At 73.6% G+C, this 12,405-nt stretch carries 12 protein-coding genes; 7 read left to right on the top strand and 5 right to left on the bottom strand.

The genetic code is table 11. The features are described 5' to 3' along the window. Nucleotides 1–210 precede the first annotated feature (210 nt). A complete protein-coding gene (locus tag FFA01_RS15050; RefSeq protein ID WP_146857005.1) occupies nt 211–1,056 on the bottom strand; it encodes a TspO-related membrane protein in 846 nt (281 codons plus the stop codon). 100 nt (nt 1,057–1,156) lie between these two features. After that, the gene (locus FFA01_RS15045; protein ID WP_244289893.1) at nt 1,157–3,250 is read right to left on the bottom strand and encodes a copper-translocating P-type ATPase; all 2,094 of its coding nucleotides are present in this window, start codon (nt 3,248–3,250) and stop codon (nt 1,157–1,159) included. Between the two features lie 27 nt (nt 3,251–3,277). Between FFA01_RS15045 and FFA01_RS16360 the strand changes: the two genes are divergently transcribed. Beyond that, on the top strand, nt 3,278–3,706 hold the full coding sequence (locus FFA01_RS16360; RefSeq protein WP_244289892.1) for a hypothetical protein: 429 nt from the start codon (nt 3,278–3,280) through the stop codon (nt 3,704–3,706). Here FFA01_RS16360 and FFA01_RS15040 read toward each other — a convergent pair. Next, nucleotides 3,666–4,124 (bottom strand): DUF3817 domain-containing protein, encoded by a 459-nt coding sequence (locus tag FFA01_RS15040; protein WP_146857003.1) that lies wholly within the window; start codon nt 4,122–4,124, stop codon nt 3,666–3,668. The two genes, FFA01_RS16360 and FFA01_RS15040, sit on opposite strands and share 41 nt — an antisense overlap. 496 nt (nt 4,125–4,620) lie before the next feature. On the opposite strand from FFA01_RS15040, the gene FFA01_RS15035 reads away from it, so the two are divergent. Together FFA01_RS15035 and FFA01_RS15030 are read left to right on the top strand one after the other, a co-directional pair. Then, nucleotides 4,621–5,220 carry an RDD family protein gene (locus FFA01_RS15035; RefSeq protein ID WP_146857002.1) on the top strand — a complete coding sequence of 200 codons (600 nt, stop codon included), beginning with the start codon at nt 4,621–4,623 and terminating at the stop codon, nt 5,218–5,220. Nucleotides 5,221–5,439: 219 nt separating this feature from the next. Continuing rightward, entirely contained in the window at nt 5,440–6,105 is a 666-nt protein-coding gene (locus FFA01_RS15030; RefSeq protein ID WP_146857001.1) for an SDR family NAD(P)-dependent oxidoreductase, read from the top strand. Nucleotides 6,106–6,184: 79 nt separating this feature from the next. On the opposite strand, the gene FFA01_RS16165 is transcribed toward FFA01_RS15030, so the two are convergent. Next, entirely contained in the window at nt 6,185–7,351 is a 1,167-nt protein-coding gene (locus FFA01_RS16165; protein WP_182501190.1) for a ferredoxin reductase domain-containing protein, read from the bottom strand. Continuing rightward, entirely contained in the window at nt 7,348–7,926 is a 579-nt protein-coding gene (locus FFA01_RS15015) for a molybdopterin-dependent oxidoreductase (protein WP_146857000.1), read from the bottom strand. Before FFA01_RS15015 ends, FFA01_RS16165 begins: the two co-directional genes overlap by 4 nt. Before the next feature lie 299 nt (nt 7,927–8,225). Between FFA01_RS15015 and FFA01_RS15010 the strand changes: the two genes are divergently transcribed. The 4 genes from FFA01_RS15010 (at nt 8,226) to FFA01_RS14995 (ending at nt 12,101) form a co-directional block, all read left to right on the top strand. Further along, nucleotides 8,226–8,849: a superoxide dismutase gene (locus FFA01_RS15010; RefSeq protein WP_146856999.1), complete on the top strand. Its 624-nt coding sequence runs from the start codon at nt 8,226–8,228 to the stop codon at nt 8,847–8,849. A 162-nt stretch (nt 8,850–9,011) separates the two neighbouring features. Then, nucleotides 9,012–10,478 (top strand): sensor histidine kinase, encoded by a 1,467-nt coding sequence (locus tag FFA01_RS15005; protein WP_146856998.1) that lies wholly within the window; start codon nt 9,012–9,014, stop codon nt 10,476–10,478. Further along, entirely contained in the window at nt 10,471–11,172 is a 702-nt protein-coding gene (locus FFA01_RS15000) for a response regulator (protein ID WP_146856997.1), read from the top strand. Before FFA01_RS15005 ends, FFA01_RS15000 begins: the two co-directional genes overlap by 8 nt. Continuing rightward, nucleotides 11,169–12,101: a hypothetical protein gene (locus tag FFA01_RS14995; RefSeq protein WP_146856996.1), complete on the top strand. Its 933-nt coding sequence runs from the start codon at nt 11,169–11,171 to the stop codon at nt 12,099–12,101. Before FFA01_RS15000 ends, FFA01_RS14995 begins: the two co-directional genes overlap by 4 nt. Nucleotides 12,102–12,405 lie beyond the last annotated feature (304 nt).

Here is a 12,405-nt window from a genome sequence, read left to right as displayed (position 1 = left end):
CCCGGTGCAGTGCTCGACTCTCGGCGCGCTGCGCCGGGTGCAGGACGGGCTGCGTCACGGTGCCGCACCCAGCCCCGCCTCGGGGCGACGCCCCGCTGACCGGACACCGCACCGCGAAGCGGTCACCGCACCCGAACTAGACACGGTGCGGCGCACGAAACGCGGTGCGGTGCCCGACTCTCGGTGCGGTGCGCCCGGTGCACGGCGGGCTCAGCGGCGGAGCGACTCCGTCGCGTTCACCCTGCCCCGGGCGGCGCGCACCGCGATCGTCACCACGAGCACGACGGCGGAGGCGACGATCGCCGCCACCCCGGCCACGGCGTTCTCGGGCTCGCCGGTCAGCCGGCCGACCGCGATCCAGGCCAGACCCCACGACAGCGAGAGCGCCGGGGCGATCCGCCCGCGTCCCGCGAACGCCAGGGCCACGCCGACCAGGGCGGCGAAGCCGAGCACGACGGCCGACCAGAACCCGGCCGTGAAGTCGAAGCCGTCGAACCCCGAGTCGACCAGCGCGGCGGCGATGTTCGCGACCGTCGCGACGCTGACCCAGCCGAGGTAGAGGCCGAGCGTGCCGTCGGTGACGATCGCGTCGACCCAGCCGCCCGAGGCGGTGTGGAAGCAGATCACGAAGATGCGCGCCAGCACGAGCACCAGCACGACGATCACCGCGGCGGCGAGCCACACGCTGCCGAGCTGCACGGCCGCGAAGAGCCAACCGGCGTTGAGCAGCATGGAGGCGGCGACCCAGTAGCCGAGGCGCCGGTGCCGGGTGGTCGCGCGCTGGGCGGGCAGGGCCTGGTAGACGGCGTAGGCGATCAGGCCGAGGTAGATGACGCTCCAGATGCTGAACGCCGTCGTCGCGGGCGCCACCGTCGTGGCGGTGGCGCTGAGCGCTCCCCCGGCGGCGTCAGCGACGGAGGTCCCGCCGAACGCCCCCGACCCGACGGCCGCGAGCACGACCGCGAGCACGGCGCTGACGAGCACGACGACCTGTCGGACCACGTCCGCCGAGGTCGCGGGTGGGCGGGTGCTGCTGGTGTCGGTGGCGGAACTCATGTCGTGGACGGTAGTCGCGCCTCCCGCAGATTTCTCTTAGCAACTGAAAGAATCAGCCGGTTGCCAGGTGCTGAGCGTGACGCGCTCCCGACCACCTCGGTCAGACGGCCGGCTTCCAACGCCGCAGCAGCTGGGCGTTCAGTGCGACGATCACGGTCGACAGGCTCATCAGCACGGCGCCGGCCGCCGGCGACAGGACGAACCCGACTCCGGCGAGCACGCCCGCCGCGAGCGGCACCGACAGCACGTTGTAGCCGGCGCCCCAGACGAGGTTCTGGATCATCTTGCGATATCCCACCCGCGACAGCGAGATGACCGACAGCACGGCCCGCGGGTCGTTCGACGCGAGGATGACACCGGCCGACTCGACCGCGACGTCGGTGCCGGCGCCGATCGCGATGCCGACGTCGGCGCGCGCCAGGGCCGGAGCGTCGTTGACGCCGTCGCCGACCATCGCGACCCGCCGGCCCCGCACCTGCAGCTCGGCCACCCGGCCGTCCTTCTGGTCGGGCCGGACCTCGGCGAACACCTCGTCGATCCCCAGCTCGCGACCGACGGCCTCGGCCACCGGACGGGCGTCGCCCGTGATCATCGCGACGCGCACCCCGGCGTCGTGCAGCCGACGCACCGCCTCGGCCGACTCGGGTCGCACCTCGTCGCGCAGGGCGAACGCGGCCTCGACGACTCCGTCGCGCAGCAGGTAGAGCACGGTGGCGCCGTCGGCGGACCACGACCGGGTGGCGTCGGCGATCTCGTCGGGCACCTCGTGGGCGCCGTCGCGCAGCAGACCGGGGCCGCCGACCGCGACGCGCGCCCCGTCGACCGTGCCCTCGACGCCGCGACCGGTCAGGGTGCGGAAGTCGGAGATCTCGACCCGCGCCTCCTCGGCTCCGGCTCGGTCCGCAGCGGCTGCGCGGACGATCGCGCGGGCCAGAGGGTGCTCGCTGTCGCGCTCGACGGCTCCGGCCAGGCGGAGCGCCTGCTCCCGGGACAGGGGCCCCGAGGAGGCGCGGCTCCCCGAGGAGGCGGTCGTCACGTCGGTCACCGCGGGCTCGCCCTTGGTGAGGGTGCCCGTCTTGTCGAACAGCACGGTGTCGACCAGTCGCATGCGCTCGAGGGCGAGGCGGTCCTTGACGAGCACGCCGGCCTTCGCCGCCCGCTCGGTCGAGATCGCGATCACCAGCGGGATCGCGAGGCCCAGGGCGTGCGGGCAGGCGATGACGAGCACGGTGACCGTGCGGGTGATGGCCTGATCGACGTCGCCGATCAGCAGCCAGACGACGAAGGTGATGACGCCGGCCCCGGCGGCGAACCAGAAGAGCAGGGCCGCGGCCCGGTCGGCGAGCGCCTGGGCCCGCGACGACGAGGCCTGCGCCTCGGCGACCAGGCGCTGGATCCCGGCGAGGGCCGTCTCGTCCCCGACGGCCTCGACGCGCACCCGGAGCGTGCCGTCGGTCGCGACCGTGCCGGCGACGACGCGGTCGCCGCTGCTGCGAGAGACGGTGCGCGACTCGCCGGTGATCATCGACTCGTCCATCGCGGCGGAGCCGTCGACGATCGTGCCGTCGGCCGGCACGCGGGCGCCCGAGCGGACGAGCACCACGTCGCCGACGACGAGGTCGGCCACGGGGACGGGCTCGGTGTCGCCGGTCGGGGCCGGGGCGGTGGGGGCTGTGGAGCCGGTGGCGGAGCCGGCCGGGGTGCTGACGCCGGACGCGGCTGCGGTATCGGTCGCGGTGCGGGCGGGGGACGCGGTGCTGGACGCGGTCGCGGCCGACGAGCTCGTGACCCGGTCGGCGGTGTCCGGCAGCAGGGCGGCGAGCGCGTCGAGCGCACCGGAGGCGGCGCCGAGCGCGCGCATCTCGATCCAGTGCCCGAGCAGCATGATGACCACGAGGAGGGCGAGCTCCCACCAGAAGTCGAGGTCGAGACCGCCGAGGCCGAGCTGCGTCGCCCAGCTCGCGACGAAGGCGACCGTGATGGCCATCGCGATCAGCAGCATCATGCCGGGCTGCTTGGCGCGGGCCTCGGCGACGCCGCCGCTGAGGAACGGCCAGCCGCCCCAGAAGAACAGGAACGTGCCGAGCACCGGCGAGATCCAGGTCGCACCGGGGAAGTCGGGCACGTCGTAGCCGAGCAGCCCCGCGAACATCGAGCTGAAGACGACCACCGGGATCGCCACCACGAGGCTCACCCAGAACTTGTCGCGGAACTGCGCGGCGTGGTCGCCGTGGCCGGCGTGGCCGGCATGGCCCGCATGGCCCGCATGGCCCGCATGGGCGTCGTGGCCGGCGTGGCCCGCGTGGCCCGCATGCCCGTCCTGACCGGCATGCGCATCGCGCCCGGCGTGGGCGTCGTGACCAGCCCCTCCCGCGTGCCCGGCGTGACCGGCGTGACCGGCGTGGGCATCCTGACCCGCACCTCCCTCGCCTCCCGCGTGCCCGGCGTAGGCGTCTTGGTCGCGACCGGCGTGCGGGTCGCGACCCGCGCCTCCCTGGTGGTCGGCGTGCGCGGCGTCGTGGTCGTGACCGGTGCTCATGCAAATACCCTAGGGGGGTATGCGCCGCGGCGCCAGGGGCTCGACGGACGAGCCTCCGAGGAGGCGCGGATCAGCCCCCGACCGGAGGCCCGACGATCAGCAGCACGGTGAACACCACGACGACCCCGACCACGAGCAGGCCGAGCGCCAGCCAGAGGTGCCCGAGCATCCAGCGCAGCAGCCGGTCGAGGGGCCGCCGATCGCGAGGGTCGTCGGTCGCCGTGCGGCGCCAGTCCCCCCGGAGCCGCCCGCTGCGGTCGATCCAGCGCTCCACCGGCACCGACGCGTAGGGCACGACCGCGCTGGCGAGAGCCGCGAGCGTGACGCCCGCCGACCAGCGCTGGTTGACCGCGACGACGACGCCCGCGACCAGGTACGCCAGGAACACGAACCCGTGGATCGGCCCGGCGATGCTGACCGGCCAGTCGCCGACACGGGCGACGTACTTCAGCAGCATGCCCGCGATCAGCAGCGACCAGGTCACCACCTCGGCGACGGCGAACGAACGGAAGAGGGTGCGAGGCGACACGAGTTGCTCCTGGTCAGGGGCCGACGGGGTACGGCTCCCATGCTCGCAGGGTCCGGCTGGACGCCGCCCGCGCCCTCGCGCGCATCGTCACCCCTCCGCCCCTCGCCCCGCTGACCACCCCGCGCTCCCGCCGCGCACCGCCCACCCCGCGCCGAACCCCTGCGTGAGCATCGAACTCCGCCACGCTGAGGTGCATTGCTCACGCGGAGGTTCCGAGCGATCCGACCCGCCCACTCCCGCCCTCGCCCCGCCGCCCTCGCCCCGCCGCGCTCGCCGCACCCCGCACACCGCTCACCCCCGCCGAACCCCATTTACGAAGATGAACCCCGATAAAACAGGGTTCATCGTCGCAAACGGGGTTCATGGCGAGCGGGCGCCGCGGCCCGCACCCCGCCCCGCACCCGCCTGCCCGGCCACTCGCACCCGCACCCGCACCCGCGCCCACCCGCCCACTCGCACCCGCCCGCCCACAACCCGCGACCAGTACGGTCGACCCATGCCCGGTCCGCTGCTCTCCGCGATCCTCGCCCTCGTCGGCGCCGGCGTCCTCGTGGGCGTGGTGCTCGGGCAGCGCCGCCACGATCCTGACGCGGTGCGGCCGGTCCGCCCCGGCCGCCGCCTCCTCGGCATGCTGCTCGACTGGCTCGTGACGCTCACCGCCGGTCTCGCATTCGCCGCCGTGCTGGGCGGAGTCGTGGCGCTCGCCTCCGCGGCCGAGGGCCGGCCGCCCACGGTCGTCGACGACGTGGTCCGGCCCGTCGCACTGGGGGTGCTGCCCGCACTGCTGCAGCTCGTGCTCATCCTCGTGCGACGCCGGACGATCGGCGAGCGCATCGTCCGCCTCCGCCCCCGCCCGCCGACCGGAGCCGGAGGCGCCGTCATCCGCTGGGCCCTCGGTATCGGCGGGTTCACGGTGCTGACGCTGATCGCGGTGCTGCCGCACGGTTCGGTCGGCTACCTGCTCGCCGCCCTGCTCGCCCTCGCGACGGTCGGCGGCGTGCTGCGCACCCGCGACCACCGCGGCCTCGCCTACGCCGCCGCTGGCTGGGACCTCGAGGACGACCGCGCCACCCCCGCGGGCAGCAGCCCCCGATGAACCCCGTCCGCGACGACGAACCCCGCTCGAACAGGGTTCCTCTTCGCGAACGGGGTTCATGGCCCGGCAGCACCCGCCAGCCCCCGGCCCAGCCCCCGCACCCCGCCCCAGCCGCAGCCCCCACGCCCGCCCCCGAGGAGGCGCGGTGCCGGGCGACCACGCGGCCCGCGTCCCCCGGTCCCTGAGTCCGCACCCGCGCCTCCTTGGTTGCATGGGCTCATGACGACACTCGCGATCATCGGAGCAGGCAAGGGGCTCGGCGCTGCCGTGGCCCGTCGATTCGGCAAGGAGGGGTTCAGCGTCGCGCTGATCTCCCGCCATCAGGGCAGGCTCGACGCGCTGGCCGCCGAGCTCGGCGACGAGGGCATCACCGCACAGGGCTTCACGGCCGACGTGCGCGACACGGCCAGCCTCGCCGCCGCCCTCGAGCAGGCGACGGAGCAGCTCGGCCCCATCCAGGTGCTGCAGTACAGCCCGCTGCCGCAGAAGGACTTCATGCGCCCCGTGCTCGAGACGACCGCGGCCGACCTGGTCGGTCCGATCGAGTTCTCGGTCTACGGACCCGTCGCCGCGGTGCACCAGGTGCTGCCCGGCATGCGGTTCCTGCCCGACGGCGGCGGCACGATCCTCTTCGTCAACGGCGGCTCGGCCGTCACCCCCGGAGCCAAGCTGACCGGCACATCCATCGCCTTCGCGGGCGAGACCGTCTACGCGCAGCTGCTGCACGAGGTCCTGGCGGACGAGGGGATCCACGTCGGCCAGCTGATCATCCCCGGCGGGATCGACCCCGACAGCGAGGGCAAGAACCCCGCCGCCCTGGCCGAGCTGCTCTGGCAGCAGCACGTCTCGCGCAGCGAGTTCCGCACCACCGCGCCCGAGGCTTAGGCCGCGCCCGACACCCCGGAATCGGCGCTACACCCCGAGAGATCGGGGTGTCGTGCGGGTTCCGGGGTGTTGCGTGCCGTCACAGGCCGCCGAAGCGCTCGGTGCGGACGCGGGTCGGCGCGTGCCCGAGCTCGACGAGCCACGCCGCCACCGCCTCGACGAACGAGTTCGCCCCGCAGACGTAGACCAGCGGATGCGCCGACGCCGGCAGCACGAACCGCTCGAGCTCGTCGCGGGTGAGCCTCCCGGCCGGACGCGCCTCGCCCTCCGGCGCCTCGCGGCTGTAGACCCAGTCGACCCGCAGCGCCGCCTCGGCCCCCAAGGCGCCACCGGCACCTGGATCAGCGTCGTCGCTCGCACCGGCACGTGTCGCGGCAGCGCCGTCGAGATCCGCGCCGGCCCCCGCGACTGAGCGGCCGCCCGCCCCCGCACCCGCGGCCGAGTCGCCGCCCGCACCCGCGACGGAGTCGCCTCCCGTGGCCGCACCCGCGACCGAGTCGCCGCCCATCCCCGAGGAGGCGCGTACGGCCTCGTCGAGCTCCCCCGCGAACCAGCGCGAACGCGGGTCGCGCACCGACGCGAGCAGACGGAACGGAGGCGCATCCCGGCCCCGAGCACGCACCATCGCCATGAGCGGAGCGACACCCGACCCGCCGCCGATCAGCTGCACCGGCGCCGCCCGCAGCGGGGTCGCCCCCGGAGGCTCCGGCAGCACGGCGTGCACGGCGGAGTCGGGCTCGAACTCGGTCGGCGGCCAGACGAACCAGCCGCCGATCGGACCGCGCACCTCGATCGGGTCGCCGGGCTCGGCGTCCTCGACGAGGTACGGCGAGACCTCGCCGTCGACCATCCGCTCGACGGTGACCTCGATGCTCGGGATCCCGGCGTCGCCGACGCGACCCGCGCCTCCCGCGCTCACGCGAACCGAGCCATCCTCGCCGACGCGACCCGCGCCTCCTGCGCTCACGCGAACCGAGCCATCCTCGCCGACGCGACCCGCGCCTCCTGCGCTATCGAGGTCCCGGCCTCCGTGGGCCGCACGCGAGCCGCGGACGTCGGACAGCGAGTACGAGCGCACCGCGGTGTAGCCGTCGTCGGCGGTGAGCCGCAGGTCGACGTGCTGGCCGGCCCGAGCCTCCCGCAGGCCCGGCACCGCGATCGTCAGCGATCGGGCCCGCGCGGTCTGCGACGAGACGGCGACGACGGTGCCCGGCAGCCAGTCGAAGGGGTCAGCGGCCGGGGTCACGCGTAGCGCTCTTCCTTCCAGGGGTCTCCGTGCGGGTGGTAGCCCATGCTCTCCCAGAAGCCGCGCCGGTCGGACGCCATGGTCTGGATGCCCTGCAGCCACTTCGCGCTCTTCCAGAAGTAGAGGCCGGGCACGAAGAGCCGCGCGGGCCCACCGTGCTCGGCGTGCAGCGGCGCGCCCTCGTAGGTGTCGACCACCCACGCCTTGCCGCCCCGCAGCTCGGACAGCGGCAGGTTGGTCGTGTAACCACCATGACTGGTGGCCATGGCGAACTCGTGCGAGGTGTCGAGGCCGTCGAAGAGGGTGTCGATCGAGACGCCTCGCCAGTGCGTGCCGAGCTTGGTCCAGCTCGTGACGCAGTGGATGTCGGTCTCGATGTCCTCGTGCGGCAGCGCCTGGAAGTCCGCCCAGCTCAGCGAGCGCTGCGCGTGCTCGGTCGCGATCTGCAGCTCCCAGCGCTTGATGTTCGGGGTGGGGCCGGCGGAGAGCACCGGGAACCCGTTCTCGAGGTACTGCCCGGGTGGGAGGCGCGGGTCGGCTGCGCGCCGCCTGCCGAGTCCGGTGAATCCGGCCATGGTGCGCCTCCTGGTCACTCGTCGTCCGCGTCGTTCGGGCTCCTCAGCCTACGCATCCTCGCGCGCATCGTCCCTCGCGGGCGCTCGGGGATCGAGTGGTCGGACGATGCTCGTCGCCGCGCCACGAAGAGCATCTTCCGACCACTCGATCGACGACGCGCGCGTACGACGAGGGCGAGGGGCGTGCCACGGGCACGCCGTGGACGCGACACGGACTCTGCGACCACGCTGGGAGAACGTTGACCCCGACATGGGTACAGGTCGTACGGTGGTCGAAGGTCAACTCGAAAGGACCCCACATGGCTGAGTACACCCTGCCCGATCTGCCCTACGACTACGCAGCGCTCGCGCCGCACATCAGCGCGACGATCATGGAGCTGCACCACTCCAAGCACCACAACACCTACGTGACCGGCGCGAACACGGCCAACGCCGCCCTCGCCGAGGCCCGCGAGACCGGCAACCTGGCGAACGTCAACAAGCTCGAGAAGGACCTGGCCTTCAACCTCGGCGGCCACGTCAACCACTCGATCTTCTGGACGAACCTGACCCCCGAGACGGGCGAGCCCACGGGCGACCTGCTCGAGGCGATCGGCTCCGAGTTCGGCGACCTCGAGAAGTTCAAGGCCCACTTCACCGCCACCGCTCTCGGTGTGCAGGGCTCCGGCTGGTCGGTGCTCGCGTACGACGTGCTCGGCGAGAAGCTCAGCGTCTTCCAGCTCTTCGACCAGCAGGGCAACGTGCCGTTCGGCCTCGTCCCGCTGCTGATGCTCGACGTCTGGGAGCACGCCTACTACCTCGACTACCAGAACGTCCGCGCGGACTACGTCAAGGCCTTCTGGAACATCGTGAACTGGGACAACGTCGCGGCCCGCTACGCCGCCGCGACCACCAAGACCCAGGGCCTGCTGACCGGATTCTGATCCGCGATCCCGCCTGACGACGAGGGCGCATCCGCCGAGGCGGGTGCGCCCTCGTCGTCCGTCAGGGGACCTCCCCTCCCCAGCCCCGGCCCCTGCGTCGCCGGGATGAAAAACCAGCCGAGGAGGCGCGGTGCGGCCCGTCTCTCGCCTAACGTGACGGGCATGACGAACGTACGGCGGTGGGGGCGGCACATCGCCGCACCCGTCGCCGCGGTCGTCTACTTCGCGTTCTGGGTGGCGACCACCTGGGGCAACGGCGGCGTCGCCGACAACGCCGTCGTCTTCGGCCTGTTCGCCATCGCGATCGGCCTCGCGTACTGGATGCCGACGACATCGCTGGTGCTGGTGGTGGTCGTCCCGGTGCTGCAGCTCTTCGGCATCGTCGAGCCGCCGCGCGAGGACACCTGGGGCGCCTACGTCGCGATCGCCCTCGTGATGTTCTTCGTCGCCGTCCGGCCCTCGCCCTGGCTGCGTCTGGCCGCCCTCGTGATCGCGGCGGGCACCGCCGCGCTCGGCGCGTGGCTGCTCGCCGTGCCGACCATCACCCGCCCCTACGTGTGGAGCAGCTGGGTCGGCTCGGGCGCGGCCGGCGGCCTGCGCCTCGAGTTCTCGCTGCTGACCGCGGCGCTGTTCGGGGTGTTCGCCGGGGCGTGGGCCATCGGCGTCGCCTTCGCCAGCATCCGACGCGTGGTGGTCATCCGGCAGACGCTCGAGGCGACCGAGACCCGGTTCGAGGCGACCGACTTCGAGCTGCGCATCGCACAGGAGCGCGCCCGCATCTCGCGCGACGTGCACGACGCCCTCGCGCACTCGCTGGCCGTCGTGGTCTCGCAAGCCCAGGGCGCCATCGCGCTGCAGCACACCCGCCCCGAGGTCACCGCCGAGTCGCTCGAGAACATCGCCGAGGTCGGTCGCACCGCCCTGCTCGACGTGCGCCGCCTCGTCGAGCGGATCACCCAGGACGACGACGTCACGGCGCCCCGCGAGACCCTCGCCGACATCGACGGGCTCGTCTCGGCGATGCGCGAGGTCGGCATGGACATCACCGTCGCCGAGCACGGCGTGGCCGGCGAGCTGGCGCCCTCGCAGCAGCTCGCGGTCTACCGCATCGTGCAGGAGAGCCTGACGAACGCCCTCAAGCACGCCGGCACGACGAGCAAGGTCGTCGTCACGATGGACTGGCGGGAGCCGGGGCTCTCGCTGCTCGTCACCTCGCGGGGCCGGGGCGCGCCGCTGGTCGCCGAGCGGACCGGCGTCGACCACGGCGCCGGCGTCCGCGGCATGACCGAACGGGCGCGACTGGCCGGCGGCTGGTTGACCGCCCAGCCGTCGAGCGACGGCTCGGGGTTCGAGGTGACCGTCTTCGTGCCGACCCGGCGGCGGCCCGACTCGGCCCGCACCTCCGGAGCCTCCACCGGCAACTACCCGCGCACGCTGCTCGGCGGGATGCCGGGCGCGGGGGCGGCGGTCGTCCCGCCAGCCGGCACCGCGCCTCCGGCGGGGGCTCCGGGCACGGGCACCGCGCCTCCGGCGGGGGCTCCGGCCACGGGCACCGCGCCTCCGGCGGCACCCGCATCGACCGCTCCGACCGCACCGACCGCTCGACACGAGAGAGACACCCATGCCTGACCTCCCCGAGACGACGACCGCCATCCGGGTCGCGGTCGTCGACGACCAGCCGCTGTTCGCCTCGGGTCTGCGGATGCTGATCGAGGCGCAGCCCGACCTGGCCTGCGTCGGCACCGCCGTCGACGGGCGCGAGGCGCTCGCCCTGGTCGAGCGCGAGTCGCCGGACGTCGTGCTGATGGACCTCCGGATGCCGGTGATGAACGGTCTCGAGGCGACGGCGCGGATCCTCGACGGGGTCTCGCCCGACGACCTGCCGCGGGTCGTGGCGTTGACGACGATCCAGCGCGACGAGGCGGTCTTCGGCGCGCTGAAGGCCGGCGCGTACGCGTTCCTCACCAAGGACGCGACGCCCGACGACGTCATCACGACCATCCGGGCGGCCTACCACGGAGACCCGGTGCCGACGGCTGCGGCCGCCCTCGACGTCGTGCACGAGTTCGCCGTGCCGCCGACCGCCCCGCCCCGCGTTGACCCCCTCCAACCGCTGTCGCCGCGGGAGCGTGAGATGTTCACCCTCGTCGCCCGGGGCCTCAGCAACACCGAGATCGCGACCGAGGCCTACCTCAGTGAGGCCACCGTGAAGAGCCACGTCCGGTCGGTGCTGCAGAAGCTCGGGATGCGCAACCGCGTGCAGATCGTCGTCTTCGCCTACGAGAACGGGCTGGTGTCGGGCTCCGACCGGGGGCGCGGATGAGTCGACGCGAACGACTCGCCAAGCGGATCACCGCTACCGGGGTCGGTGCGATCGTCGTCGGCGTGATCGCGGTCGGCATCCCCGCCACCGCGGCGTACTCGCTTCCCGAGCTCCCCGAGCAGGACCGCGCCGACTGGGTCATGCCGCTCGACCAGTTCATCGGACCGAGCACGACCCGGCTGACCTACGCCCAGGAGCTGCTGATCGCACCGTGCCTGCGGGCGGCCGGTTTCGACGACGTCGCGGTGCCCTGGCGTGACGTCGACGCCGCGACGAACGCGCTGGAGTCCCAGCCGGTGCGCGCGTTCGACCTCGCCGACGCCGAGGCGCGGGGCTACCACGTGGCGGCCACCGACGACCCGGGGGCGACCGCGTGGCGGGCCTACTCGACGCGGGTCTACGCCGATCCGGTGTTCGACGACCGCATGCGGTGCGGCGACGAGGTGCTGGCGGCGAACCCCGAGCTCGCGCGCGACGACCTCACGTCGTCGGTGGCGATCCGGTTGAGCGACGCGGCCTTCGCCGAGGCCCGCCGTGACGACTCGGTGCTCGACACGGCCGACGAGTGGCGCGCGTGCCTGGTCGACGCCGACGTGTTCGACTCGGGTCCGTTCGAGACCGGGGCCCTGGAGAGCACCCTGCCGGAGTCGCCGGCGGGGATGCCGACCCTCGCGATGGCGGCGGAGTTCGGCTCCGACGACCCGTCGACCCCGATCACCGGTGACGAGATCGCGCTGGCGACGGCCGACGCCGCGTGCCGCGAGTCGTCCGGCTACCTCGAGGCGCTCTACCAGGCCGAGTGGAAGCGACAGCTCACGGTGCCGCACGACTACGGCGAGCTGCTGGCCCAGGTCGACGTCGCGCAGATCGCCGAGACGAAGCGGAGCGTCGAGCGGGTGCTCGAGGCGGAGACTCCCGCCCGACCGTAGCCGCGCCTCCTCGGGGGTGCCGGCGGAGGGCCGACGCAGGGCCGGTCGCGATCGGGGCGAGGGGTGACTGCGGTCGGGCGAGGGGTGACGGCGGTCGGGCGAGGCGGTGACGGCGGTCCCCCCTTGCGGGGGCTGCACGTTCGTGCGGGGCCGACCTAGACTGCGGTCAGAGGGATCGCACAGGGGATCGGGGACGGTCCGCCGGTCTGGTCGGTTCAGGGTGCGGGAGCGGATCAGGCCAGCGGGTCCGCGATCGTGGCGTGCTCTGCTCTGCGGTGTCCGCGGTGCGTGCTCGGTGGCGTCT

It is taken from the genome of Frigoribacterium faeni (genome assembly GCF_007988805.1).
GTDB lineage: Bacteria > Actinomycetota > Actinomycetes > Actinomycetales > Microbacteriaceae > Frigoribacterium > Frigoribacterium faeni.
The sequence above is the reverse complement of the archived record's forward strand: the minus strand, read 5'-3'. Positions and strand labels throughout refer to the sequence as shown.